This is a genomic window from Heyndrickxia sp. FSL K6-6286 (assembly GCF_038630395.1).
Classification (GTDB): domain Bacteria; phylum Bacillota; class Bacilli; order Bacillales; family Bacillaceae_C; genus Heyndrickxia; species Heyndrickxia oleronia.
The window spans coordinates 1,623,273-1,649,760 of the sequence record NZ_CP152029.1; the positions used below are offsets into that span (position 1 = coordinate 1,623,273).

General features: G+C 32.8%; 38 protein-coding genes and 1 pseudogene. 37 read left to right on the plus strand and 2 right to left on the minus strand.

Annotated elements, in window-relative coordinates; all coding sequences use genetic code 11:
* Position 1 precedes the first annotated feature (1 nt).
* From MHI39_RS08135 to MHI39_RS08290, 32 genes are all read left to right on the plus strand, one after another.
* The gene (locus tag MHI39_RS08135; protein ID WP_342541023.1) at positions 2-721 is read left to right on the plus strand and encodes a Rha family transcriptional regulator; all 720 of its coding nucleotides are present in this window, start codon (positions 2-4) and stop codon (positions 719-721) included.
* Between the two features lie 232 nt (positions 722-953).
* Positions 954-1,517 (plus strand): hypothetical protein, encoded by a 564-nt coding sequence (locus MHI39_RS08140; RefSeq protein WP_342541025.1) that lies wholly within the window; start codon positions 954-956, stop codon positions 1,515-1,517.
* 744 nt (positions 1,518-2,261) lie between these two features.
* Positions 2,262-2,444: a hypothetical protein gene (locus tag MHI39_RS08145; protein ID WP_342541026.1), complete on the plus strand. Its 183-nt coding sequence runs from the start codon at positions 2,262-2,264 to the stop codon at positions 2,442-2,444.
* 109 nt (positions 2,445-2,553) lie between these two features.
* On the plus strand, positions 2,554-2,913 hold the full coding sequence (locus tag MHI39_RS08150; RefSeq protein ID WP_342541027.1) for a hypothetical protein: 360 nt from the start codon (positions 2,554-2,556) through the stop codon (positions 2,911-2,913).
* Positions 2,897-3,094: a hypothetical protein gene (locus MHI39_RS08155; RefSeq protein WP_342541028.1), complete on the plus strand. Its 198-nt coding sequence runs from the start codon at positions 2,897-2,899 to the stop codon at positions 3,092-3,094. Before MHI39_RS08150 ends, MHI39_RS08155 begins: the two co-directional genes overlap by 17 nt.
* On the plus strand, positions 3,087-3,389 hold the full coding sequence (locus MHI39_RS08160) for an HNH endonuclease (protein ID WP_342541030.1): 303 nt from the start codon (positions 3,087-3,089) through the stop codon (positions 3,387-3,389). The genes MHI39_RS08155 and MHI39_RS08160 overlap by 8 nt, the downstream gene beginning before the upstream one ends.
* Positions 3,386-3,601, plus strand: a complete 216-nt coding sequence (locus MHI39_RS08165) for a hypothetical protein (protein WP_342541031.1) — start codon at positions 3,386-3,388, stop codon at positions 3,599-3,601. The genes MHI39_RS08160 and MHI39_RS08165 overlap by 4 nt, the downstream gene beginning before the upstream one ends.
* Before the next feature lie 102 nt (positions 3,602-3,703).
* The gene (locus MHI39_RS08170; protein WP_342541032.1) at positions 3,704-4,072 is read left to right on the plus strand and encodes a hypothetical protein; all 369 of its coding nucleotides are present in this window, start codon (positions 3,704-3,706) and stop codon (positions 4,070-4,072) included.
* Positions 4,069-5,739, plus strand: coding sequence for a terminase TerL endonuclease subunit (locus MHI39_RS08175; protein WP_342541035.1), 1,671 nt, complete (start codon positions 4,069-4,071; stop codon positions 5,737-5,739). The genes MHI39_RS08170 and MHI39_RS08175 overlap by 4 nt, the downstream gene beginning before the upstream one ends.
* Before the next feature lie 15 nt (positions 5,740-5,754).
* Entirely contained in the window at positions 5,755-6,993 is a 1,239-nt protein-coding gene (locus MHI39_RS08180) for a phage portal protein (protein WP_342541036.1), read from the plus strand.
* Entirely contained in the window at positions 6,920-7,516 is a 597-nt protein-coding gene (locus tag MHI39_RS08185) for an HK97 family phage prohead protease (RefSeq protein WP_342541038.1), read from the plus strand. The genes MHI39_RS08180 and MHI39_RS08185 overlap by 74 nt, the downstream gene beginning before the upstream one ends.
* A gap of 4 nt (positions 7,517-7,520) precedes the next feature.
* Positions 7,521-8,663 (plus strand): phage major capsid protein, encoded by a 1,143-nt coding sequence (locus MHI39_RS08190; RefSeq protein ID WP_342541039.1) that lies wholly within the window; start codon positions 7,521-7,523, stop codon positions 8,661-8,663.
* Positions 8,664-8,678: 15 nt separating this feature from the next.
* The gene (locus tag MHI39_RS08195) at positions 8,679-8,963 is read left to right on the plus strand and encodes a hypothetical protein (RefSeq protein ID WP_342541041.1); all 285 of its coding nucleotides are present in this window, start codon (positions 8,679-8,681) and stop codon (positions 8,961-8,963) included.
* A complete protein-coding gene (locus MHI39_RS08200) occupies positions 8,964-9,239 on the plus strand; it encodes a head-tail connector protein (RefSeq protein ID WP_342541043.1) in 276 nt (91 codons plus the stop codon). It begins immediately after the preceding gene.
* Complete coding sequence (locus tag MHI39_RS08205) at positions 9,232-9,534, plus strand: phage head closure protein (RefSeq protein ID WP_342541044.1); 303 nt, start codon at positions 9,232-9,234, stop codon at positions 9,532-9,534. The genes MHI39_RS08200 and MHI39_RS08205 overlap by 8 nt, the downstream gene beginning before the upstream one ends.
* Before the next feature lies 1 nt (position 9,535).
* Positions 9,536-9,880 carry an HK97 gp10 family phage protein gene (locus MHI39_RS08210; RefSeq protein WP_342541430.1) on the plus strand — a complete coding sequence of 115 codons (345 nt, stop codon included), beginning with the start codon at positions 9,536-9,538 and terminating at the stop codon, positions 9,878-9,880.
* Complete coding sequence (locus MHI39_RS08215) at positions 9,877-10,206, plus strand: hypothetical protein (protein WP_342541046.1); 330 nt, start codon at positions 9,877-9,879, stop codon at positions 10,204-10,206. The genes MHI39_RS08210 and MHI39_RS08215 overlap by 4 nt, the downstream gene beginning before the upstream one ends.
* A complete protein-coding gene (locus MHI39_RS08220; protein WP_342541047.1) occupies positions 10,207-10,773 on the plus strand; it encodes a major tail protein in 567 nt (188 codons plus the stop codon).
* A complete protein-coding gene (locus tag MHI39_RS08225; RefSeq protein ID WP_342541048.1) occupies positions 10,751-11,041 on the plus strand; it encodes a fibronectin type III domain-containing protein in 291 nt (96 codons plus the stop codon). The genes MHI39_RS08220 and MHI39_RS08225 overlap by 23 nt, the downstream gene beginning before the upstream one ends.
* An 18-nt stretch (positions 11,042-11,059) precedes the next feature.
* Positions 11,060-11,443 carry a hypothetical protein gene (locus MHI39_RS08230; RefSeq protein WP_342541049.1) on the plus strand — a complete coding sequence of 128 codons (384 nt, stop codon included), beginning with the start codon at positions 11,060-11,062 and terminating at the stop codon, positions 11,441-11,443.
* Between the two features lie 218 nt (positions 11,444-11,661).
* Positions 11,662-14,466 carry a replication protein gene (locus MHI39_RS08235; RefSeq protein ID WP_342541050.1) on the plus strand — a complete coding sequence of 935 codons (2,805 nt, stop codon included), beginning with the start codon at positions 11,662-11,664 and terminating at the stop codon, positions 14,464-14,466.
* The gene (locus MHI39_RS08240) at positions 14,466-15,272 is read left to right on the plus strand and encodes a distal tail protein Dit (RefSeq protein WP_342541051.1); all 807 of its coding nucleotides are present in this window, start codon (positions 14,466-14,468) and stop codon (positions 15,270-15,272) included. The genes MHI39_RS08235 and MHI39_RS08240 overlap by 1 nt, the downstream gene beginning before the upstream one ends.
* An 11-nt stretch (positions 15,273-15,283) precedes the next feature.
* Positions 15,284-16,648: a hypothetical protein gene (locus tag MHI39_RS08245; protein WP_342541053.1), complete on the plus strand. Its 1,365-nt coding sequence runs from the start codon at positions 15,284-15,286 to the stop codon at positions 16,646-16,648.
* Between the two features lie 98 nt (positions 16,649-16,746).
* Positions 16,747-18,078 carry a hypothetical protein gene (locus tag MHI39_RS08250; RefSeq protein WP_342541054.1) on the plus strand — a complete coding sequence of 444 codons (1,332 nt, stop codon included), beginning with the start codon at positions 16,747-16,749 and terminating at the stop codon, positions 18,076-18,078.
* 88 nt (positions 18,079-18,166) lie between these two features.
* A complete protein-coding gene (locus MHI39_RS08255) occupies positions 18,167-18,472 on the plus strand; it encodes a hypothetical protein (protein ID WP_342541055.1) in 306 nt (101 codons plus the stop codon).
* Positions 18,472-18,615, plus strand: a complete 144-nt coding sequence (locus MHI39_RS08260) for a hypothetical protein (protein WP_342541056.1) — start codon at positions 18,472-18,474, stop codon at positions 18,613-18,615. Before MHI39_RS08255 ends, MHI39_RS08260 begins: the two co-directional genes overlap by 1 nt.
* The gene (locus MHI39_RS08265) at positions 18,608-18,772 is read left to right on the plus strand and encodes a hypothetical protein (protein WP_342541057.1); all 165 of its coding nucleotides are present in this window, start codon (positions 18,608-18,610) and stop codon (positions 18,770-18,772) included. Before MHI39_RS08260 ends, MHI39_RS08265 begins: the two co-directional genes overlap by 8 nt.
* 119 nt (positions 18,773-18,891) lie before the next feature.
* Positions 18,892-21,006 carry a phage tail spike protein gene (locus MHI39_RS08270; protein WP_342541058.1) on the plus strand — a complete coding sequence of 705 codons (2,115 nt, stop codon included), beginning with the start codon at positions 18,892-18,894 and terminating at the stop codon, positions 21,004-21,006.
* Entirely contained in the window at positions 20,999-21,169 is a 171-nt protein-coding gene (locus MHI39_RS08275; RefSeq protein WP_342541059.1) for a hypothetical protein, read from the plus strand. The genes MHI39_RS08270 and MHI39_RS08275 overlap by 8 nt, the downstream gene beginning before the upstream one ends.
* A gap of 12 nt (positions 21,170-21,181) precedes the next feature.
* Positions 21,182-21,439, plus strand: a complete 258-nt coding sequence (locus tag MHI39_RS08280; protein WP_259545024.1) for a hypothetical protein — start codon at positions 21,182-21,184, stop codon at positions 21,437-21,439.
* Between the two features lie 13 nt (positions 21,440-21,452).
* Positions 21,453-21,686, plus strand: coding sequence for a phage holin (locus tag MHI39_RS08285; RefSeq protein ID WP_259545025.1), 234 nt, complete (start codon positions 21,453-21,455; stop codon positions 21,684-21,686).
* A 54-nt stretch (positions 21,687-21,740) separates the two neighbouring features.
* On the plus strand, positions 21,741-22,376 hold the full coding sequence (locus MHI39_RS08290) for a M15 family metallopeptidase (protein WP_342541060.1): 636 nt from the start codon (positions 21,741-21,743) through the stop codon (positions 22,374-22,376).
* A 31-nt stretch (positions 22,377-22,407) separates the two neighbouring features.
* On the opposite strand, the gene MHI39_RS08295 is transcribed toward MHI39_RS08290, so the two are convergent.
* Positions 22,408-22,611, minus strand: a complete 204-nt coding sequence (locus MHI39_RS08295; protein WP_259545029.1) for a YqaE/Pmp3 family membrane protein — start codon at positions 22,609-22,611, stop codon at positions 22,408-22,410.
* A gap of 45 nt (positions 22,612-22,656) precedes the next feature.
* Positions 22,657-22,872 carry a helix-turn-helix transcriptional regulator gene (locus MHI39_RS08300; protein ID WP_342541061.1) on the minus strand — a complete coding sequence of 72 codons (216 nt, stop codon included), beginning with the start codon at positions 22,870-22,872 and terminating at the stop codon, positions 22,657-22,659.
* A gap of 306 nt (positions 22,873-23,178) precedes the next feature.
* On the opposite strand from MHI39_RS08300, the gene MHI39_RS08305 reads away from it, so the two are divergent.
* The 5 genes and pseudogenes from MHI39_RS08305 to MHI39_RS08325 all read left to right on the plus strand — a co-directional run bounded on the left by MHI39_RS08305 (position 23,179) and on the right by MHI39_RS08325 (position 26,488).
* Positions 23,179-23,526 (plus strand): hypothetical protein, encoded by a 348-nt coding sequence (locus MHI39_RS08305; RefSeq protein WP_342541062.1) that lies wholly within the window; start codon positions 23,179-23,181, stop codon positions 23,524-23,526.
* 9 nt (positions 23,527-23,535) lie between these two features.
* Complete coding sequence (locus MHI39_RS08310; protein ID WP_342541064.1) at positions 23,536-24,702, plus strand: FtsK/SpoIIIE domain-containing protein; 1,167 nt, start codon at positions 23,536-23,538, stop codon at positions 24,700-24,702.
* A 12-nt stretch (positions 24,703-24,714) separates the two neighbouring features.
* Entirely contained in the window at positions 24,715-25,347 is a 633-nt protein-coding gene (locus MHI39_RS08315; RefSeq protein ID WP_342541066.1) for a hypothetical protein, read from the plus strand.
* Positions 25,348-25,445: 98 nt separating this feature from the next.
* Positions 25,446-25,526, plus strand: a pseudogene (locus MHI39_RS08320) (hypothetical protein); the annotation flags it as partial.
* Between the two features lie 149 nt (positions 25,527-25,675).
* Entirely contained in the window at positions 25,676-26,488 is an 813-nt protein-coding gene (locus MHI39_RS08325; protein WP_342541068.1) for an EcsC family protein, read from the plus strand.

The following is a 26,488-nucleotide window of genomic DNA, read 5'->3' on the forward strand; positions in this document are numbered from 1 at the left end:
TATGGCAAAAGTAGTTGATTTATTTACAGAAGATGGAGTTGTATATGCAACTAGCAGACAGGTTGCAAAGGATTTTGGTAAGAAGCATAGTGAAGTGCTTTATGCGATCGAGGGAAGAAAGGATTCAAAAGGGAATATCAAGAATCATGGTTTATTAAATGAAATAGGTGGGATTTCCCAAGTATCTAATTACTTCGTTAAATCAACGTATAAGGACAGTATGAATAGGACTAAATCAGAATATAAACTCACAAAAGATGGATTTACCTTACTTGCTATGGGATTCACAGGAGCAAATGCGTTACAGTTTAAAGTTGACTACATTTATAAATTTAATCAAATGGAAGCACAACTTAAAGAGATTGATATAGTAATGAATAGTGTTGGTGAGTTAACTGAGGAAGAATATGCGAAGGTTAAATTTTCTACTGCCCAAAGGGTAAGGAAAACATTCTTAAATAGTCTGGATATTTTTAAGGATTATGAGAGATTCATTAATTATAGTAGAAAGTCGCTTACAACTGATAAACGTGAAACTAGACTGAATCAAATAATTGATGCCTTGAAAGTTAGGGAGGATGAGTTATACCGAACTAAACAAAAAGGTTATCGTGCGGAAAGAGAGAACATAATTGAATTAACAGAAGTGATATTGAGAGATATTACGGAGTTAAATAAAAGATCTTACGGACAAAAAGTAAGATATGCGAAGATTGGATAATACTGGATGTTGCTAAGAGCGTTTCTGAGGAAATTAGAAATACATAGGTTGTACAAAGATTAATTAATTATATTACATAATACATAAATTTTGGGATTCGGTAATGTGCCGAGTCCTTTATATTTCTTTTAACTAAAATTATTTAAATTTATCCATAATCTAATTATATAGGTGGATATAGCAAATGTAAAGCATTATTTTATAAAAAAATTACAATGGGGGAAATTTTATAATGACGGACAAATTTAGAGAAGATACTATTTTAGTTGATGATGTGGAACTTTATCCGGTTCCTAATTGCCCAGGTTTTTACGTTGATTTTGAGAAAGGGAAAGTATTTAATACTTTTACTGAGTCGTGGTTAGGATTGGGTAGTAAGGGTTCAAAGCGGACAGGATATGTTTACATAAGTTTGAAAGATAAAGATGGAAATATTGTTACTGTGTCTGAACATTGGGTGGTCTACAGTGCCTATACGGGAATCTCAAAGGAAATTTACATTAAAAACGGTCTAACATTGCATCATATTAATGGTGTGAAAAATGATAATAGTATTTTTAATTTAATGCCAATTAGACATAAAGATCAATATAAAGACAGTGAAACCAAGAAACGATTGAAAAATAGAAGTACACGAAAACTTTCTAAGTCTGATCGTGAAACTTTAGAATCAGCATGGTTAGATTTAGATAATCCAAAAAGATCAGAATTTGTTAATGAGTGGTCGGAAAACTTAGATATACACTGGAGAGCAATTGATAATTTTGTTAAAAAGTTGATTGAAAATGGAAAATAATAACGAATACATAATGAGTACTCCATCTAAACGTGTTAAATATACAGTTGATTTAAATGGAATAGTAACAGTGATACATAGTCCTTATGAACAGAGGATATTGGATAAATTTATTAAGAATTAATACATAATAATAGAAGTTAATAGTTTTGTATACATAATATTAAATTATAAAAAACTCTTAAGTGAGCAAATATCATACTTAATACAAACCACAATTTTGTGGAGAGAAATATCACTTCAGTTTTTAATCCAGTTACTATCAAGTTTGCATCCAAACTATCTAGGATAAAACAAACAAGTGCAGAGGATTCCAAACAATCATCCAATCTCAAAGATGAATCTGCACACAAATAATGTCGGAGTGGAGACTAAAAACCCACATCCATTGGTCAGGATGAAGACCTAAAACACATGGTTCATTCTTAATTGAATCGAATAGTATTTGGATACAGTCATTTAAGGTGTGGGGGAAATTATTTCTGTCACCACGCCGATGGAGAAAGTATGGGTGGATAGGGTAGCTATCGCATAAGACCAGCCACAATACATCCTGAATTAGAAGACCTTTTACAATAATATGTGGGGAGTATTAACTAACTATCGGCTAGGATAAGATCGAAAATGCTGACAAACCCATTCGAGTTGACCAAATCGAAATCTAGTATATGCACGAATAAAAACTGGTTTGTTGATCATAAAGCATCACCTCCGTGTCAAGTAACTATTCTAGGAGGATGTCTAATGACTAAAAGAAAGGGGAACAAAAAGATGAATGCAACTGCAAGTAAAGTTTACAATCTTTTTGATTTCAATTCTAACAAAAAGAGAAAAAACAATAGAAAGAAACTGTCAAGTCTATCACCTAAAGATATGCGGGAATCAATGGAATTCAGAAGAAAAAAGCAAACTTCAACCTATGACTGATAGGGTATATTACTATAAGAAAAATCCGATACCATTTTCTGAAGATGAAGTTGCTACAGGTGAATCAAAGTCTAATTTGCTTAAAATTAAAATATGGGAGGAATAGTTAATGAATAATAATAACAAACTTATTACAATTGAATTAGACAATCAAGAAAGTGTACCTAAAGTATTTTATAAAGGTGAAGAAATCACAGGTGGAAAAGTAAAAGTACAATTTAATTGGGAAACAGATGAATGTGAAAAGAAACCTGTTAACTTTTACATTGAGCATGCTGAAACGGATGGAGACAATATTCCTGTTATTAGAACGATATCTAGTAATAAAGAATATATGAATCGAGAAGAATTTAATAAAGCAGTGAAGAAATTAAATGAATCACAGGATAGAATAGCTAAGCGATTAGACAATATATTGAAACGATTTGAGAAACATGAGAGTGGTGATGGCAATGAACTTAGTGACTAAGCTAATCACATCTGTTATTGTTGCTGCTTTGTTTGTTGGAGGTCTGTTTGCTATTGGATTTGTAGTAAGTGCAATCATACACTTTAGTACTCCTCTTTATTTCTCACTATTGTTTGGATTATTGGTTGCATTGACTTATAACTCAATAGATGATTCTGAAGGAAAGAAGAGTAATGGCTAAGCCTTGGGCTAAGTCTTTCTACAATAGTAAGCAATGGAAAGAATGTAGAAAAGGATATATAGCTAGTGTTTCAGGATTGTGTGAAAGGTGTGATGATCCGGGATATATTCTCCATCATAAGACTTACTTAACACCTAAGAATATTAATGATCCCAGTATTACATTATCATGGTCGAACCTCGAATATCTATGTAAGGACTGTCATAACAAGGAGCATTTTGAAAAGTATTCACCATTAAGAAAAGATGTAATGTTTGATGAAGAAGGGAATCTTGTAAGGAGAGATAAAGAATGAAACAGGTTGACATGAATGGGTATGAGGTTGAATTAGCTTTACTAACTAAAGAGGTTATTGAAGAATTAGCTCCATCGTTGCTAGCTGATGAAGCTAAGATAAATGATTGTCTGGAAAGGTATAAATACTATAACAAATTACTAAATGATCTTCATGTGTTTAGTGAAGAGTATGTAAAGAAACAAGGATGGATATTCCCCCCATTAGATTAAATTGTCAGACAACTTAGGATACCGATGGAAGGAGTTTAATTTTTCTGCGTGTTAAATCCACAGTACCCCCTACCCATAATTTAACAGAAAGAGGTGATATTAGTGGCAACTTTGGATGATTTAGAAAAAGATGAACGCATTAAAAAAGAAGAAAAGAAACTTAAGAAACTTTATAAAAACATAGATAAAGATACAAAGTCATTAATTGATGGATTAATCCAAAGGGCTGCTTATATGCGGATAACTCTAGAGGATTATGAAAAAGACATTGACCAAGGTGGTTATGTTGAACTTTTCTCTCAATCTGAAAAGACTGAACCATACGAAAGAGAACGTCCAGTAGTTAGATTGTATAATACGATGAATAAGAACTACCAAAGTATAATCAGACAGTTAAGCGACTTATTACCAAAGGATGGTAACAACAATAAAGATAAAAAAGATCCATTAATGGAGTTTATTAATAAGTGACACTTCCACTCTATGAATATGGTAATGCAGTATTGAAAGGTGATATAGTCGCTAGTCATCGAATCAAACAAGTTTACAAAATGCTACTTGACTTATTAGAAACATCAAATAGTGATTGGAAGTTTAATGAAAAACGAGCAAATAAACCAATTGAATTTATTGAAACTTTTTGTAAGCAATCTCAAGGAAAAATGGGTACTCCTATAGAATTGATGTTGTTTCAAAAAGCAAAATTTCAGGCTGTTTTTGGATTTGTACATAAAGATGAAGGAGTTAGAAAATATACTGAAGTATTAGATATACGTGGAAGGAAAAACGGAAAGACAACTGAGTTATCAGCAACAGCTATTTATGGTCTAGTTGCTGATGGAGAAGGATCTCCTGAAAACTATTTCATTGCAACTGCGTTGGATCAAGCAAAGAAGGGGTTTAACGAAAGTTGGAACATGATTAAACAAAGTCCTTATTTAAGGAAACATATTAAAAAGAGGCAGTCAGACTTGTATTTTCCTTATAACATGGGATTCATTAAAGCTTTAGCAAGTAATTCTAATTCGTTGGATGGACTCAACGGATTTTTTATTACAATTGATGAACTTGCGGCGATAAAGAATCGTGATATCTATGATTTGATGAAGCAATCAATGTCCAGTAGGACACAACCACTTTTACATACGATATCAACAAATGGATTTGTAAGGGAAGGAATTTTTGATAGTCAGTTCCAATATGCTTGTGACATTTTAGATGGAAAATCAAAGAATGAAAGGTTTCTTCCACTCTTATACACTCTTGATGATCGAGATGAATGGGACAAAGAAGAATGTTGGATTAAAGCTAATCCCGGTTTAGGAGTAATTAAGTCAATTGATACTTTAAGGGAAAACGTTCAGAAAGCAAAAGATGATCCTGCATTTAAACCTACTGTAATGGTAAAAGATTTTAACATGAAAGAAAACTCAGCATCTGCATGGCTTACATGGAATGAAATTGAAAATGAAACTAGATTTGATTTTAAGAAAATGGGATTTCGTTATGCGATTGGTGGATTTGATGCAGCGGATTCAGTCGATTTAAACTCAGCTAAAGCATTATGTATGAGACCCAATGATTCTAACATCTATATAAAATCAATGTATTGGATGCCTGAAGAGGTCTTAAATCAAATGACACAAGATGGTAACAGGAGGGAGCGTGATAACGTTCCTTATTTGTTGTGGGAAAGACAAGGATTATTACGTACACATCCGGGTAACAAAGTAGATAAAAAAGTCTTTTTAGATTGGTTTAAAGAATTAAGAGATGAAGAGGATTTGTATGTTTTATACATTGGTTACGATCCTTGGCATATTGATGATAGTTTACTTCGGGAATTTAAGAGTGAGTTTGGAAATGAAAGTATGATTCCAATTCGTCAAGGCGTAGCAACAATGAGTCAACCATTAAAGGAATTAAAAGCTGATTTATCATCAAATATTATTGTACATAATGGTAACCCAATTGATATGTGGTGTTTATCTAATGCTGAAATTAAAGCTGATATTAACGGTAACATACAATTAGTAAAAGGAATAGATAACCGTAAAAGGATTGATGGTGTCGTTTCTTTAGCATGTGGATATATTGTCTTAAAAGATAAATGGGATAACTATATCAATCTGATATAGAAAGGGGGTGTGAAATTGGGATTATTTGATAAGTTATTTACTAAACAAGCACAAGAAAAAAGGTTAGTTGGAGAGTACTTTGAAACTTTAACTGCTTATTCTCCTGTTTTCACTACTTATGAAGGTGGATTGTATGAAATGGAATTGACAAGAGCAGCAATCCACAGTTTTGCAAGTTCTTGTAGTAAATTGACTCCTGAAATTCAAGGAAAGGCATATAAAAACTTAGAAAAAACATTACAGTTTAGACCCAATCCTTGGATGGATACTTCTAAATTTATTTATAGACTTGCTACGATATTAAGTGTTAATACGACTGCTTTTATTATTCCTTTGTATGGAAAAGACTATGAAACAATTGTCGGTTATTATCCTTTATTACCTCAGCGTACTGAAATGATAGATGTTAATGGTGAGCCATGGTTAAGGTATAGTTTCTCAAATGGTAAAAGAGCTTCAATTGAGTTAAGTAGAGTGGGAGTTTTAACAAATTATCAATATAAAGATGATTTCTTTGGTGATGGAAATAGTTCTTTAATGCCTACATTGAAATTATTAGATACTCAAAGACAAGGGATAGAAGAAGGAATAAAACAGTCTGCTGTGCTAAGGTTCATGGCAAAACTAGGACAAACATTAAGACCAGAGGACATCACAAAAGAAAGGGAGCGTTTCTCACAAGACAATCTGAGTTCAGATAATAAATCAGGAGTATTGATGTTTGACCAAAAATATTCTGAGGTAAAGCAAATTGACAGCAAGCCTTTTATTATTGATGCAGAGCAAATGAAATTGATTCATACCAATGTGTATAACTATTTTGGTGTAAACGAGTCTATCCTTCAAAACAGCTATACTGAGGATCAATGGAATGCATGGTATGAGGGGAAAATTGAACCTTTTGCATTGCAACTTAGTTTAGTTATGTCTAACATGACCTTTACTTCAAATGAATTATCATTTGGAAATAGTATTATTTTCACTGCTAACAGGCTTCAGTATGCTTCTAATAATACTAAATTGCAGGTATCTACTCAATTATTTGATAGAGGTATTCTTACAACAAACCAAGTTATGGACATTTGGAATATGGCACATGTTGAAGATGGTGATAAACGGTTTATTAGAAGAGAATATACAGAGGTTAATAAACTTGACTACGACAAAGGAGGTGAGAATATTGCCGATAGTAAAGAACAGGGAATATCGGAATCTACAAATCCTGCAACCACAGACACAGGAGAAGAGAATTGATACAGATTACTATGTTGAGGGGTACGCAACAACATTTAATAAGCCTTATGAAATGTATGAAATCGATGGTATCAAATATTATGAAATGATTGATAGACATGCATTAGATGGTGCTGATATGTCCGATGTAATTTTACAGTATGATCATCAAGGAAAAGTATTAGCACGAAAATCAAACAATACTTTGATTGTAGAGACCGATGATAACGGTCTTTTTGTTTGCGCAGATTTAAGTAAATCTAGTGCTAGTAAAGAATTATATGAGGAAATAGATAATGGTTTAACTACTCGTATGTCTTGGGCATTTACTGTGCTTGATGAAGACTATGACAGAGAAACAAGGACTAGAATCATTAAAAAAGTTAAAAAAGTTTATGATGTGTCAGCCGTAAGCATACCAGCAAACGATGATACTGAAATATCAGCTCGTTCATTTTTCAACGGAGTGATTGAAAAAGAAAAGCAGGAGTTGCTAGAGCGTAAAAGAAAAACACTAAAATTAAAACTATTATTGGAGGATTAAAAAAATGAGATTAGAAGAAATTAATAAACGATTATCAGATATTAAATTGGAGATTGAAAAAGATGGTGCAGATTTAGATGCGCTTGAAAATGAGATTACAAGTTTAAAAGAGGAAAGAAAAGGAATTATGGACAAGGCAGAAAAAAGAAAAGCACTAATTGATGGGGTGACAAATATGGAAAATGTTGAAGTAATTAAAGATTTCAAACCTGAAGTGGAGGAAAGAAAAGTGAATGAAAAAGAAGTTCGTGGAAAGAACTTATTAGAACAAAGAGCTGTGACAGTATCAAGTGGTGATTTAGTATTACCTAAACACACTGCTAATGATATCAATGGTACATTTAATCAAGTGTCTTCTTTAATTGATCGTGTAAAAGTTGTTCCTTTAAATGGTGGCGAGAGCTATGAAAGAGCTTATGAGAAAGGTCATGGTGAAGGGGATTATACTGCTGAAGGTGCAGATTACAATGAAACTGATGTTCAGTTTGGATATGCTACTATTAATAAAACAAAAATTACTGCGTACAGTGAAGAATCTGAAGAAGTGAAGAAACTTCCTGCTGCAAACTATGATTCTGTTATTGTAGGTGGAGTAAATAAATCACTACGTAAGAAAATTACTAAAGAAATTCTTGTAGGTGATGGTGACGCAGGTCATTTAATTGGTATCTTCTCAGACAAAGCAACTGCAATTGATCCTACTAAAGATTTAGCTATTTCAGCAATTGATGCTGACACGTTAGACAATATTATCTTCTCATTTGGCGGTGATGAAGATGTGGAAGATGCAGCAGTATTGATTTTAAACAAAACAGATTTAAAAGCATTTGCTATGTTACGTGATGCAGATGGTAAGAAACAGTATGAAGTAAAATCCAACGGAAACACAGGAACAATTGATGGTGTGCCTTACATAATTAATAGTGCATGTAAATCACTTGCTACTGCTAATGATGGTGATTATGTAATGGCTTACGGACCATTATCAAATTATGAATTGGCAACTTTCTCACCTACTGAAATTCAACGTTCTACTGACTTTAAATTTAAACAAGGTATGGTTGCTCACCGTGGTTCTGTATTTATTGGCGGTAACGTAGCTGCACATAATGGATTCTTACGTGTGAAGAAAGCTCCAACAGTATAACAGGAGTTGATTTAAATGAAACATCGAGTGGTACAAGCCTTTCGAGATAAAAATACAAAAATACACTATGCAATTGGTGACTTTTTTGAATCTGATGATTTCGAAAGAGTCATTTTTCTTTTAAATAATAATTTTTTAGAAAAAAAGAAAATTACTATCAATTATGATTCAGAATCATCTTCAAATGAAAAGTTAGAACCTAAACACTTAGGTGGTGGCTATTTTGAATTACCTAATGGTGAAAAAGTAAAAGGTAAGAAAAATGCACTCAATCGGTTAGCTGAAATTGAGGTGGAGTAAATGATACTTGAAGATGTTAAGACTGCATTACGAATTTCACATGATTCATTAGATGATGAAATACTAGATTTAATAGAGGAAGCCCGACACGATCTAATGTTGTCGGGTGTTTCTTCTGAAAAGGCAAAAAATGATGAAGACTCTCTAATTAAACGTGCAATAAAAACATACTGTAAAGCGGAATTCTCTTCTGATATTAAGGATGCTGAAAGATTTCATTTGTCGTATAAATTGTTAAAAATTCATCTTGCATTAGCAGGTGACTACAATGCGTAACGATATTCTTTTCTTCCCAATCATTACGTCTACTGAAGATGAATTAGGACAAATTGAAGAGATAGAGGAATATAGTAGAAAAGCATTTTGTGAAAGAAGAAGTATTCCTCAAAATGAATTCTTCCAAGCAGGACTTAGTGGAATTAAAGCTAGTCAGATTCTCATTGTAGACATTTTAGATTACCAAGATGAAGTTAAAGTTAAATATAGAAATAAGATTTATAGAATCTATCGAACTTATGAAAAATCAGATGAAGAGATTGAACTTTACTGTGAGGTGAGAGCTGATGGCTAAAATAAAAGACTTATCAAAAGAAATAACCAAACAACTAGCACTATATTCAAAGGAAATTGAGGAAGAAATGCAGACTGCTAAAAATGATTTGTCTAAGGAAGCAGTCTCTCTACTTAGAGAAAAAAGTCCTAAAAAACATGGTGAATATGCTCAAGGGTGGACTCGTAAAAAAGTAGGTAACGATTATGTGATTTATAACAAAAAGTATCAATTAACTCATCTTTTAGAAAATGGCCATGCGAAAAAAGGTGGAGGAAGAGTACCTGCAAGACCACATATACGTCCAGTGGAGGAACAAATTATTGATGAATATTTAGATCGAACAGCAAAGGCTATCAAGCAATGAATCTAATTGAATTAAAGGACTTATTAGATACTGTAGGTTATCCAGTGGCTTACTATCAATTTATAGCTACAAATAATAAGCCTGTTCCTGATCCTCCATATATTACTTATTTAGTAGCGTATTCGTCCAATTTTATGGCAGATGGAAAAGTATATAAGAAGATTGATAATGTTCAAGTTGAACTATATACAGTAAAAAAAGACTTAACTGCAGAAGCCAAGCTTGAAGCAGTATTAGATAACAATGAGATTCCATATCAAACTACGGAAACTTTCATTGAATCGGAAGGTTTATTTCAAAAAATTTATGAAGTGAGGTTAATTTAAATGGGAAACAAAGTAAATTTCGGATTAAAAAATGTATACTATGCACCTTTCACTATTACAGACGGTGTAATTACCTATGAAAAACCAATTAGTATTCCGGGTGCGGTTGAGTTATCACTTGAACCACGTGGAGAAATGATTGAATTTTATGCAGATGATATGCTCTATTATTCTGCTAATAATAACCAAGGTTATGATGGTACTCTATCAATTGCTAACATTCCAGAGCAATTTGCTATTGATGCATTAGGAGAAGTTAAAGATGAAACAGATATGGTACTGACTGAGAAATCATCTTCAAAGCCTAAGCCATATGCCTTAATGTTTGAATTTGATGGTGATGTTAAAGCGACTAGACACGTACTTTATAATTGCACTGCGAACCGTCCTACAATTTCATCGAGTACTAAAACTGACTCTGTAGAACCACAACCAAATGAATTAACTTTTGTATCTAGTCCACGTGAAACAGACTATGCAGTCAAAACAAAGACAACTGAAACTACACCACAAGAAGTTTACGATGCATGGTATACAAAAGTGTATGAAAAGATTGCCACTCCCTGATGAACCCCAAAATTTAACAGCTACTGCGATTTCACCAACAAGTATTAAATTGACTTGGGATGCAGTATCTGTTGATGGGGGAATCAAAGAATACCGTATATATTCTGGACTTACTCCTGTATTAATTGCTAAAACAACAGATACAAGTTTTATAGTTAAAGGATTAACACCTGATACTATTCATTATTTTGATGTATCTGCAGTATCAAATTATGGTGGTATTGAGTCAACACATGCTACAACTGATGCAATGACACCAGCAACATAAAAAAATTGAGGTGAGAATATGGAAAAAACAATTACGATAGATGGAAGAGATGTTCGATTTAAATCTACTGCCGCAACTCCACTTAGATATAAGGCACAATTTCACAAGGATTTTTTTACTGAAGTATTGAAATTAGCACAACTTGAAAAGTTGAAAGATATAGAAAAAAAGAAAAATATTAAGATTGAAGACTTTGAAGGATTAGACTTCGAAGTCTTTTATAATATTGCTTGGACAATGGCAAAGACTGCGGATAAGGATATTCCAGACCCTATGTCATGGTTAGATGAATTTGACGAATTCCCAATGATTGAAATTGTTCCTGAATTATTTGGAATGGCAATCGCATCTTTACAATCCAAAAAAAAGCAGATGGAGAGCAAAATGAAAGTGGTGAAATAATAACCACTGAATCATTCCTTGCTCTCTGTTATAAATGTGGTCTTTCAAGAGTGGATTTAGATGATTTAACAATTGGAATGTGTCTTGATTTCATTTATGAGTACATTGATTTTCAGAAACCACAAAAAGAAAAGGTTAGAAAAGCATCTCAACGTGATTTTGATTCATTTTAATCATGTTAAGGTGCTTTTTATTTTGTTTTAAAGTGAGGTGAGATCGTGGCAGGAAGTAGAATTAAAGGTATCACAATAGAAATTGGTGGAGAAACGGTTGGATTACAGAAAGCATTAACAGATGTAAATAAGAAAAGTAATCAACTTACAAGCGAATTAAAAGACGTTGAAAAACTCTTGAAATTCAATCCGGGTAATACCGAATTAGTCGCACAAAAGCAAAAGTTATTAGCTGACCAAGTAGCAAATACGACCGAAAAATTAAATGCTTTAAAAGATACTCAATCTAAAGTAGAAAAGGAATTTGCAGAAGGTAAGATATCTGGAGAACAATATCGTGCTTTTAATCGTGAAATTGTGTCTACTCAAGGTGTACTTGATGGATTAAAAGGTAAATTATCAGGATTACAACAAGAGCAGGATAACATTGCTAAATCTACTCAACAATTGAATACATTCTTTGAAGCTACTGGAACAAGCATAGATCAATTTTCTAATTCTTTAGGTGGTAAACTTACAAATGCTATAAAAAATGGTACTGCATCCTCAAAGCAACTTGAAGAAGCCATAGATAAGATTGGTGTTGAAGCTCTTGGCGCTGATGCTGATTTAGATAAGTTTAAACAAGCTTTATCTAAGGTAGATGATGGAGCATCTTTAAAATCAATAAAAGATGATTTTAGCAAAGTTTCAAATGAAGCCTTGGAAGCAGAAAATAAAGTAAAAAGTTTTGGTTCAGAGTTAAAAGGTGTAGTTGGTGCAATAGCAGTTGGTGGAGGCATAGCTGGAGCAGTTGAGAAAGCGTTTGATACATCTAAGTTAAACACGAAAATAGATATATCATTTAATGTTCCTGAAGAATCTAAACAATCTATTCGTGATGCTGTAAGGAATATTGAAGCTTATGGAGTAGACGGAGAAGAAGCCTTAGAAGGTGTAAGAAGACAATGGGCATTAAATAAAAATGCAAGTGATGAAGCAAATACAGCAATTGTCAAAGGTGCTTCTGTAGTATCCCAAGCATATGCAGGTATTGATTTCATTGAATTGGTTCAAGAAATCAATGAAATATCAGGTGAATTAAAAATATCCAATGACGATGCTCTTGGACTAGTTAATTCATTGTTAAAAGTTGGTTTCCCACCAGAACAATTAGATACCATTGCTGAATATGGTCAACAACTCCAACGTGCAGGTTATAGTGCTGAAGAAGTTCAAGCTATTATGAAAGAAGGAGTAGATACCAAGACTTGGAATATCGATAACCTTTTAGATGGTTTAAAAGAAGGTCGTATCGTTATGGCTGAGTTTGGATCGGGTACTGATAAAGCTACCAGACAAATAATTGATGCAGCAGGATTATCTATCGAGAAGTTTGAAGAATGGGGAGCTGCAATCGCTGAAGGTGGAGACAAAGGTAAAAATGCAATGTATGAAGCCACAAAGGCTCTGGATGGTGTAAAGGACGCAACAGCAAGGAATGAACTTGGTATTAAGATGTTCGGCACAAAGTTTGAGGATCAAGGTGAGAACATAATAAATACCATTTTAGGTGCAAAGGATGCAACTGTAGATCTAAAAGACAATCAAGATCAGTTAAATGAGTCTATAACTAAGATGGATGCTAATCCTGCAGTACAATTACAACTTGCCTTTGCTAACTTAAAGTCAGTTGCAGAACCATTTTTCACAATGGTTGCTGAGTTTATTACTAAAATATTAGAATGGGTAAATGGTAACCTTGAATTAGTGAAAAGTTTTGGTTCGATTGGAGAAGGAATAGCCGCATTAATGCCCCAATTAGCTGAACAGGGTATGAATATCATAACCACATTGATTGATGCTATTACACAAAACCTTCCCATCATACTAGAAACGGGTGTGAAAATCCTCACTAATCTAATAGATGGTATTATCTCTATACTGCCTAACCTGATATCCACCATTCAGGGGTTAATTCCAAAAATTAACAGTATTCTCCAAGAAAATCTTCCGACCATATTAAGTGCAGGGGGTAAAATCCTTAAATCTTTGGTAGATGGAATTGTAAAATTAATACCAAGTTTATTAAAAACTGCATTAAGTTTGATTTCAAATATCGTACAAACAATTATCAAGAACTTACCAAAAATAATTGACTCAGGGGTAAAAATCCTAACATCTCTAATTAGTGGTATTACAAAGGTATTACCTCAACTAATTACTACCGCAGTGAGTCTAATTGTCAAAATAGCAGGTGAGTTAGTCAAAAATTTACCTAAGATTATTGAAGCAGGTGTAAAAATCTTAACTTCATTAATTAAGGGAATAGTCTCAATGGCAGGATCATTAGGTAAATCAATTATTACGGATATTATTCCTAAGATTGTAGATACCTTGAAAAAGGTTGATCTCAAAGAAATAGGAAAGAATGCTATCAAAGGCTTGATCAAAGGAATCGGTAGTATGGCAGGAGCTGTTTGGGACAAAGCAAAATCTATAGCAAACAGTATTGGAGAATCCATAAAGAAAGCTCTGGATATTCATTCTCCATCACGTGTCACCGAGGCATTGGGCGAATATACAGGTTTGGGATTTGCGATAGGCTTAGGTAATACGATTTATACAATTGCTAAACAAGCATCTTTATTGGCAAATGCAGCTATTCCAAATTTAAAAGCATCTTCATTTACCGGAACTTTAAATGGAACAACAGGCAGTAATGTAACAAATAATCAACCTATTAATATTAATCTGAATTATAATGGCTCAGGTAGTATTAATGATGCATATACGATGGTTGAGATTATTCAAAATCAGCTAATGAATAAAACAAATAATAGATTGATAGCTTCGGGGGTGAGAGCTTAGTGAAAATCATTACATCTACTAAGGAAATTGATATTAGTGATTATGGTTTAAAATGTCTTAAATATCACATAACAAGTCCTGAATTAATAAACAATACCGAAACAGTTGATGGGAGGGACGGAGTTGTCTTCTTAGATAATACTTACAGTCCTCGCCCTATTACTGTAGAAATGTTTCTTGAATCAAAGGATTTGATTGATTTATATCTTCTTCAGTCGGATTTAAATAGATTATTTGCAAAGAAAGAGCCTTTTTATGTGATATTTAAAAGGGAATCTACAAAGCGTTGGAAGGTATTGTTGGATAAACCCTTTGAATTAGAAAAGATAGGACTTTACAATGGAAGCTTTAATCTAGAGTTGATTTCCTTCTTACCCTTTGCTGAATCAATAGGTAAAACACTAGATCCCTATACAATGACTTCAAATTTATGGGCTGTAGGAATGGGATTAATAGCAGAAGATGTTGAGTATATACATAATACAGGTACATTTCGAATTTATAATGCTGGTGATGTTCCAATTGATCCACGTACAGTTCCATTGAATATAAAGTTCGTTGGTGCTTCCAATAATCTTACTATTACAAATCTCACAACAGGTGACGAGTGGAAATACAATGGAACTAGTAATGTTGGTGATGTAATTGAAATAAATGGAATACGACCATTTAAAAATGGTACAAGTATATTAAAATCAACAAATAAAAAATTAATTTCCATTGATTCAGGATGGAATGACTTTATGATAACGGGAGTAACTGGTTTCTTTGAAATTAGTTTTGACTTCCGTTTTTATTATTTATAGGAGGTGTTTTAATGCCAAAATTTCCTTATACACCATTAGAAAAAGATCTTGATGGAAGATTCAGAAATCAATACAATCAGAATTTAAAAGACATTGAATCAGATATCAAAGAATTAAATGGTGGACAACTAGAAGCAGTAGAAGCTGCACATGAAGCACAGGCTCAAGCTGGTTATGCTCAAGACGCAGGGGATTACGCTAATGAAAGAGGTCTGTATGCGTCTGAACAAGGTGACTACGCTAAGGCACAGGCTGACAAAGTGAAACAATCAGTTGAAAACTTAGGAGATTTAGAACAACGAGTTGAAGTTGAACTAAAAAACTCACAGACTCAATCAACCTATGCAAAGGAACAAGCTGATAGATTAAAAGAAACTAATGATCACTTTAAAAGCGTTGGAGAATATGATCCTTTAGTCACTTATTATCCTTACAACATAGTGGAATATAATGGTTCCTCATATATCTGTATAACAGTATCAACAGGTAACTTACCAACAGATACAACCTACTTCAATCTCTTTGCATCTAAAGGAGAGAAAGGAGACAGGGGAGATACTGGAGAACGTGGTCTACAAGGTATCCAAGGTGAACAGGGATTAAAAGGTGAAAAAGGTGATCCCGGAACAAGTTTCATTTGGAGGGGTGAATATAGTCCAACTAAAACTTATATTGTCAATGATACCGTTGGATACAATGGATCATCATATGTTTGTATCAAAAATACATCCATTGGTATTCTCCCTACTGACACTACTTACTTCAATCTTTTAAGCCAGCGCGGAATAGATGGATCGGGTTCAATCGTTACAATCAATGGTAAATCACCCGACTTAAACGGGAATGTACAAATAGATGCTAATGAAATTGGAGCAATATTATCAAGTGAAAAGGGAGTAGCTGGAGGTGTTGCAAAATTAAATGAAAATGGGCAAGTAGTGGATGCTGATAATAATCCAGTAAGTGGTGCAGTTGAATCTGTAAACGGACAGACAGGCAAAGTAAATTTAGATATTCCCACTAAAACAAGTGATTTAACAAATGATAGCGACTATGAAACTACTACGGGTTCCCAAGAAAAAGCTGATAATGCAGAGCAAAATGCTAAAGATTATATAGACCAAGTAGTAGCTACAATTCCAAAAAGAACTCACTATCCCTACTTACTTAAAGCAACTACAGATAATCAAACAGAATTCACTATTCCCCTTTCAACATTTGATAAGACAAAAGACTCCTTGCAAGTTGTACAAAATACAATATTTCTAAATGAATTAGAACATTATTCAGTTACGGGAACAACTATTACTTTAAATAATGGTGTAATTACTGGAACATCTTTATTCATTTCAATTGTTGAGAACATGTATGCATGATTTAAGGCGGTGATTGAGAAATAACTATTTAAGAGTAAGAAATACATAAATTTATTATATGATAAAAATTACCTTTTATTAGAAAGAGAGGTTAAGATATGACTAAAATTACACATCAAGAGTTGGATGATAGTTTGTCTAATGAGATAAAGAATAATGGCGATTACAATTCTTTGAAAAATAAACCCGTGATTCCTAGTAAGACTAGTCAATTAGATAATGACAGTGAATTTGATACTGTGCAAAATAGAAATTCTATAACAGGTGAACTTAATAATTTAGCTACGCAAGATAAAACAAATCTTGTAAATGCAATTAATGAAGTATTAGAAAATGCAGGTTCTTCATCTAAAATTTATGGTGTGAGAATTGATAAAACTAACTCTAATCCACTAACCGCAGTAACTTATACTGATGATGCTATCGGAATGAATGGCGCTTCAATGCAATGGGATAAAGTGTACCCATTTAATCAGATTAAACCATGCGTGTTTAAAAATGGACAAGTAAATTATTATCTGAATCCAAACGATTTCTCTAAGAAAATTGACGGTACAAACGCTGATATTACAAGTGGGAATGACGGAGATGTAATGGTTGAATTTCCTAAAATTTACTGGAAAATAATATCTAATAATTCAGAGGTTCTAGTTAGATATTCAAAAAGTAAAATTGATGATACTTGGAAATGTTTAGCTCATACAAAAGGTACAACTGAAAAAGACAAAGCTTATATTGGTGCTTATTTAGGTTTTGAATCATCTTCAAGATTACGGTCATTAAGTGGGAAAACTCCAACTGTAAATAAAACTATTGGAGCATTCAGAACACTCGCTCAAGCAAATGGTGTAGGATATGAGCAAATGGGATATTTTCAACTTTTAATGTTACAGATTTTATATTTAGTACGCTATAAGTCACTAGATTCTCAAACTGCATTAGGTAGAGGTTACGTTGATGGTAATAGTAGTGCTACATCGACTGGTGGAGCGAATGCTAGAGGACTGTATTTCGGAGAAACCACAGGTAAACAACAAAATAAATTCTGTGGCATTGAAGATTTTTGGGGGAATTGTTACTACTGGATAGATGGATTATACAGTGATTCAAATTGGAATATACTAATTGGAACGGAAAATTTCAATGATACTGGTAATGGTTACACGAATTATGGTCGAGGTGCTACTGCAAACTTATCAGGATACATTAGTGATATTCAAGGTGGCACAGAGACAGGTTTTATTATTAAAGCTTCCGCAGGAAGCACGACAACGTACTACGCAGATTACGGGTTTCTGTATTCTTCTCGCTTGCCTTATTTCGGTGGGTATTGGGCGAATGCGGATTATGCTGGCGCTTTTCGGCTGAATGTGTATTATTCCGCTTCGAGTGCGAGTTCGGATGTTGGTGCTCGCTTGCTCGCTTTGTAAGGTTTTATTCCTTATGAAACGTTTGTTTTAATAGTAGAATTATTATTTGTCTTTTTACTTAATAATTAAATAAAAGGAGTGAAACTAAATGCGTGAAGTATCAAATGTTCGTAGTACCAATCCAAATAAACCTTCGAAAATAGAAGTTGGCGTGACGACTGTATATGTTAGAAATAACATCCAAAGCATTAATGAAGAAGATTTCATAGGTTGGCAGTACGATGAGATTCAATATTGTAAAGATGAATACATTGAGATGATTGCAAATGATAAATATAATTTACAAAAAGAAAACGAGGAACTAAAATCAAATCTTTCCTCTCTACAAAATAGTCTAGATCAAGCAGTCTTAGAATTAACAACTGTAATTTCAATGCAAGGAAGTGGAATGTAATGTTTGATGAAAACAGTATTGTAGCTATTACATGGGCGAAAGCAGTTTTGAAGGGAGATAAAAAACTTGAAGAGGTTCCTGATTTGTTTAACCTTATTGAAATTGTTTCTGAAATTATTAAAGGAGGTGAGATCAATGTTTAATGAAAATAGCATTTGTGTTAAAGTTTGGTTTTCTGCTGTATTGGGCGGAACATATAAATTCTCAGATGTGCCAGATTTACTCAATCTTCGTGATGAAGTTAGTAAGAAACTAAAACAAATAGGATATGACGTTAATAAAGAAACACCTGCAGCGTAGATGTATTTTTTATGTTCTAATAAAAACTGTCTTTTATCCAAAGTCTACATGTAGTGGTTAGTTATAAATCCTTGCTACTACATGTAGTGTTATTTTTCGAGCAAAAGGAAGGTGATAATTTGCTAATAGTTACAGATTTACAAGGACAGTCTGAACCATTAATTGATTATAAAGATTTAGAAGTTGTTGAGGAAATTAATGGAGTTTTTAATATATCCTTTACAACATTTCTAACAAGCAATAATAAAGATGTTTTTCCACTTGTAAAAGAGGAGTCAATAATTGAATTAGAAAATGGTCATGAATTTCGAATTAAAGAAATTGATAGTACAAGAAATGTAAAAGTAATAAGTACTGCACGACATACATTCTTTGATTTAAATGGACATCAAATTTATGAAGATATTATTGGCGGTACTATGTATCCACAAGAAACATTTTCATTTATCCTCAAAGATACTGGATGGACATTTGAGATCATGGAAGATATTCCACCTAAGTTATTCTTTAATTTTGGTAAGGGAAATGTACTATCTTTAATCCGTAAAGCATGTGAATTATTTGAGTGTGAAATTAAGATTGAACCTAATCGGCATTTGAAAATATACAAGCAAATGGGTAAAGATGATGACTTTCAATATCGCTATAAGTACAACATAAAGGGATTAACGGAAAGTGTTAGTACCACAAATTTAGCAACGGTTATTACTGGATATGGTATGGATGGACTAGTAGTGACTTATACATCTCCTAATGTTTCTAAATTTGGAGAAATCCATGCTGAACCAATTGAAGATGATCAGATATCTGAATCTGAAACAATGATTGAACGCTTAAAACAAGAATTAATTGACGTTCCAGAAGTATCCATAGAGGTAGAGGAAATTGATTTAGATGGAAATAGAGAGCTTGGAGATCATGTTTGGTTAATCTATGAACCATTAAATCTAGAATTCCAAACAAGAATTATGTCTACGACAACTTATCCAAAACAAAAAGGTAAGAATAAGGTAACTTTTGGAAATTACAGAAAACAATTTTCAGATTTACTTTCTGAAGCAATTGTCAATATTGATAACAATAAAAAGGAAACTAGATCGAAAATTGAACAAACAAACGATAGGATTACACTTCAAGTTGAACGTATTAATGAGTCAATTGGAGAAATTGAAGTAAACGCAGATAAAATATCCTTATCAGTACAAAATTTAGGAGAAGAATTACGAGGCGAAATAACAATAACTGATAAAGAAATTCGTAGCATGGTCAGTCAAGAAGTTAAAACCTTAAATGATAAGGTCGATACTGCTAATTCAACCATCGCACAAACTGCAACATCTATTCGTAGTGAAGTAAATAAAGAAGTTAATCGTCTTGATGGAAGGGTTGACTCTGCAAATACGAGTATTACTCAACTTTCGAATAGTATTAATTTAAAAGTCAATGAAATAAATAGTGATATTGGTGAAATGCAATCTGAAATTAATCAAACTGCTTACGAAATATCATCTAAAGTTAGTCGATCAGAGTACAATGGTGATACAATCACTTCTATGATTAATCAATCAGCCTATCGAGTAAGCATTTCAGCCCAAGCCATTGATCTTTCAGGTATAACTAATGTTGCATCTCAGCTGACACTGGGTACAGGAAGTTATGGATATGCTTCCCTTAGATTTAATGGACAAGCAAATATTTATACAAATGATGGTAGCGACTTAAATATTAGTGCTGCAAACGTATCAATGACAGGTGGTACAGTTTATACAGGAACACTTTATTCAAATAACTTCGGTTTTAGTAACTATGGTGGTGGTTTTGCCATGTATGACTATGATTGGATTCGTACAATCAATGGAGTAGGATTTTACGTTCCGGGAGAAATAAAGGCGAATAAAGTTACAAACTTGTCCCATATCAATTATAAGGAAAACATTGCTCTGTTTAGTGAGAGTGCAATGGATATTATTACAAGTCATCCAATTTATCGATATAACTACAAACGTGAGTATGATAAAAAAGGATGGACTAAAAGAAGAACAGGTCTAATCATTGATGAAGAAAATCGTCCATTTTCCCCATTATTAAAATCTGATGATGACGGTGTTGATCTCTATGCTGTCTCAATGATTAATTGGAAGGGAACTCAAGAATTAATTAAAGAATTTAATTTAATGAAACAAGAGCTTAACAGTTTAAAAGAAAAATTAAATGGGAGTGACCGAATTGAATAATCAAGTAGTTAACGCTAATCCACAATTAGTAATTAATGAGTTAGTAAACCAGATAGCCATTCTCAGCAAAGAGAAGGCTTTTTATTTTGCCCTTGCAACTGAGAATAAAGTTAAAGTGGACGAACTGGAAAAAGAATTAGAGAAATTAAAAGATAAAAAATAAGGTGGTGTTTTTGTGGAGCAGAATGAAAGAATTGCAACCTTAGAAACGAGACTAGATGCATTGTCAAATAGTCTTGAGCGAATTGAATCTAAATTAGATGCTTATAGTTCGAATTTCATGACAAAAAGTGAAGCTGAATTTAGATTTCAAAGTATTGAAAAAGAATTAAATGAAAATAAAAATAACAAACGTGCTAACAGTGCGTTACTCGTTAGTGCTATAGGGATAGTTGCAACAATAGTCTTTGCATTAATAAATTTACTTAAGTGAAAGGAAGATCACTATGGATAAAGGTTCATTAGCAAGAACAGTGGTATTAGTTATTGCATTGGTAAACCAATTTTTAACAATGTACGGATTAAATCCACTGCCATTTTCTGATGAAGATGTTTATAACGGAGTTACTGTAGTATTTACAATCGTTGCTACGCTAATTGCATGGTTTAAAAATAATTACATAACACACAAAGGCAAAAAGCAAAAAGAAGTATTGAAAAAAGAAGGCTTAACTAAGTAAGAGTGATAACAAATAGTTGTCACTCTTTTTATTTTTGAAAGGAGAGATTGAATAATGGCAGTTAGTGTTACCTCTACATGTCGTGATATTAATGAATTGAATCCTGTGGCTCAAAAAGCATGTAAATTGTTTTTAGAGGAGTGTAAGAAAGCAGGACTGGACATTTTCATAACTGAAACTTATCGTTCTCAAGAAAGACAAGACTATCTATATGCTCAGGGGCGTACAAGACCAGGGCAAGTTGTGACATGGACAAGAAATAGTAACCATAAAGGACGTATGGCATGGGATATTGCATGTAATAAACCATCTTTGTATGATACAGCTACGTTGAAGAAAGCTGGTGAAGTTGCAAAGAAACTTGGTATTACTTGGGGTGGAACATGGGATACACCAGATCAACCACATTTTGAAGTAAAATCTACATGGAAAGCACCTAATATTAAGGAGGAAACTACAGTGGCAAGCAATCAACCAAAGAAGATTAGTTTTTATACAGGTGGATACTCAGGTGATTCACTTATCATGATCCACAATTTCCTCGTAGGAAAAGATTATTATTTTAAGCCTTCTCGCAATGAAGGTGGCTCACTTTCATTTGAGATTGGACAATTTACTGAGGGAACTGCAAAGGCAAAAGAAATGGAGAACTTTTTAAAAAGTATTAAAGCATGGTATCAGATTAGATAATTAAATAACCCTTCTCTTAATTGAGGAGGGTTTATTCTTTATTCATTTTAGCAATTAGTTTTGCTTGTTTTACTGCTCTTTTATCTGCTTTCTTTTCATTAACAACTAATATTGCATGAATAACACCCGGAATCCAAACACAAAGAGTTAATAAAAAATTTATAAATGCTTGAAATGGCTTACCTGCAAACAGTACTGCAATTGGTGGACAAATGATAGCAAGTAAATACAACATAAAATAACCTCCTTAATTTATGTACGTTTAAATAGGACTAAAGTTTCACTGGTTATCATCAATTTTATCATACAGATCATCGACTTTGACACCATTATCTAATAATTCAACCAAAAGATATGCCTTATCGATTGGTATTAAACTATGTCCTGTTTCATAATTACGTAACTGTTTTACTGTTATACCAAGTTTATCAGCAATAAAGCTTCTTTTATAACCACTATTTAATATTAATTCTCTAATATTACTTTTTAATATCATTAATATCACCTAATATAAAATATTCAACGGACAAGTAGTATTCTCCTTTTAGGAAATTAAATTTCCTAAAAACAAGCAATATTATTGGTAAATCTCATATACATAAAATTAGGTAGCTGATTAAGTAGTAACTTAAGTAATTGATTATTTATAACAAAACTAATTTTGAACTTGTACAATGGGTAATTTAAAAGCATTTTGAAATTCATTAAGAGAGAAGGAGGAACGAGTGAACGAAGAAGGGGGAGTGTGAGGGGGAATAAAATAAAAAAATTTCTCTAATGTTCAAAAGGAGGTATTAGTTAAATGCTATCAATCTTAAATAAGCAAAAAGAGGTCTACACAGTGAAGGAATTCCTAGCCGGCAAGCACAAGAATTTAGATCACTGTAAGCCCTCCTATAAACCATTATATGGCTTCATGGGAATTGATTTCAACTCACATCATACTGTTAGTTCTTATGATTTCAACATGCCTTATTTCGTTGTATTTGGAGTGGCAGGAGTGCTTATTCTATCAACCTTAATCGAATATACAATTGCATCAAATGGAAATCCTAGAAAAGCAGAAACGATTGAATCAATAACTAAGGTAATTATGCCTATTGCTTTTTATGCCTTTCTTTTCATTGGAATTGTAAAAGTTTTTCTGTGAGGTGGAATCATGATACTAAAAGAGTATTTCTATAAACAAAACATAAAATCTAAATTACTCGATTGTTTTCGCTCAAGTGGGTTGTATCTAACCAACAAAAGAAATAATCGAACCATCTATATCTATCCTAAAATACATGCTGTTGTTAAAAAGGAAAATGAAAATAGTACCTACATTACTTTTACATTGCTTAATGGAATAGATCCAAAGGAATTAAAGAAAAAGTACTATGTTTTTCAACAGTATTTTGGAAAATCAATTGACTTGCAAGGGGATCTAAAAAAGTACACCCTTTATATTTACCATAAACCTTTACAATCTAATTTAATTTATTCTTATAAAGATTTAGTTCCTTATTTTGAAGATATCTCATTTCCGATAGTTACAGGACAAAAGAAAAACGGTCGTTACCTTGTGTTAGATGCCTTAGAATTACCACATGTGATTATACAGGGAACAACAGGATCAGGAAAGAGTTCAGCAATTAGAGTAATCCTGACAACGCTTATTCAGTACTTCAAGCCTTCTGAATTAGAAATCTACTGTATTGATGGAAAGAAGGCAGAATTTGGACTATTTAAAAAGGTGGAACATGTTCAATCAGTTGTACACTCTAACAAACACGCAAAGGATACATTAAATTATGTTGTAAAAGAAATGTCAAAACGAGAAGATTTATTAGATACATTTGATGTTCCCCATATCAATGACTTACCTAAAGAGCATAGACAAAAATATATTTTAGTTGCTGTAGATGAGTTCATCGAATATCTCGGTGATAAAGGAATCATGGAATCTATTATTAAAATAACATCCAAAGGAAGGGCAGTCGGAATAATATTATTAGCTTCTGCTCAACGAATGGATGCAGATATTATGGATACAAAGGCAAGAACTAACTTTAACATTCGTATGAGTTTTAGAACGGTTGATAAGACTAATGCAATGTTACTGGGAACTAAAGGGTCTGAACTAATCAAACGTGAAGAAAAGGGAAGATTTATATTAAATTCAGGCGAAATTGAGGAGTTACAATCCCCACATTTGACCTATGAGAAAGCTAAAGAGATATTGAACCCTTATTGTGTAATCAAAGGGAAAGTGAAGGAAGTTAATGATGATTCCGTTTTAAAATCGGAGTCGAACAAAAATAATGAATTGGATTTCTTTCTATGAGGTGACATCATTATGAAAAAGCGAGATTTAGAAATCATACAATCATTAGAAAAGTTTAAATGTCTTGAACGTGATCAAATAGCAGCGTTACATTTTCAGAAAAATAAACGTCCACATGTTATTGCGAATGGAGTTTTAAGAAGGCTGAGAATGGCAGGATATATTCAAGCCAATACAGATAGAGCATTTCAACAGTATATCTATTTTCCAGTCCCAAGTAGTATGAAGATTAATTCTCAAAAGATTGATCATTATTTAATGATTGCACAAGGGTACATTGATTTAAATAGGATGTCACCCGTTACAAATTACGATATTGAACCTAAGATTAAGGATGCTGATTTCATACCCGATGTTATATGTGAATGGATGGGAAAAAAGTATTTCATTGAATATCAGAATAGCTTATATACTGCGAAACAAATGCATCAAAAGATAAATAAGTATATTGACTACTTTAATAAAGGTAATTGGAATGATGAGAGATTACTTATAGTAGGTAAAATTAATTTGAAATTTGATACTGAAGACTATCCTATTAAAATAAAGCAAGTGAAGGACATTAATGAGTTGAAAAGATTAGTAGAAAAGGTTAAGGAAAAAACGATTAAAAGTGTGAATGGTAGGATTGAATTTACTTTATAAAAATCTATCAATTTATTACTAGAATGTGATTGTCAAACCATTACCTAAATGATAGAATGGTGATAAATTACATGTAGAACGTTGATAGAACAAGGAAAAATTCTCCAGTTAAAGTCATGGTTATACCGACCAATGAAGAGGTTATGATTGCACGCGATGTTGTGCGATTATCTAAATAAGACAAAAAGGCAAACATATTCGTTTGCCTTTTTGTTTTTTTGAAGAATAACATCATGTACGTTAATTTATAATGACTAAAGGAATTATTTTAGCGATATGATATACTTGGTTAAACTGGATAAATATCTACATAACGAGGTGAATCTTGATGAAATGGACCAATAGAGATCAAGCCGTCTGGGAAGAAATCGAAAACTATATTCATTCACTTGAGTCTATCCGTTCAAACGATTTTAAAGATACATATATTCAATGGGTGGATCAAGCAATTTCGTTTATACCTAAACATTTATCCGACATTTTTTTTGAAAAATTAGATTCTTGGTTATTTCATTTACATTCATTTATTCAAGCTTCTCAAATACAAGAGGATGCAAGAATAAGAATTCTTACTAGTGCACGTGTGTTTGATGAAAGTATACAAACCATTGCAGATATGCGAAAGCTATCGATTGATCAGCTTTCTTTTATTGCAGATCAACATAGTGCAAGACATCGTTTATATGCATTAGCACAAGGAGGAATGACGGGAACGGGGAAATCAATTTTACTTAGTACTGATTTTTTAGTTCTAATGATGTTAAATTTACGATCGGTACAAATTACTGCAATTTCTTATGGATATAATGTAAAAACCCCGCTTGAATTGATGATTTCTCTTAAAGTGTTTCATGCTGCGACATTACCAAAAAGATTGAGAAGAGAAGCATGGGAAGGTATTGTCATTGATCTCCAGGAAGACCCCTATTTTTATCAAGGTCCCGAAAATTTATTATCATATCAATGGCTGGAAGAACCCTTTAAGCAAATTTTAAAAACATATTTTATCACAATGTTTAAATCGAAGCCGTCAATTATTCCGATTGCAATTGGAGCAGGGCTTAATTATCAATTTTCAAGAAAAGTAACTGATTTTGCAGATAAATTTTACAAATATAGATATTTACTTGATAAAGGATGA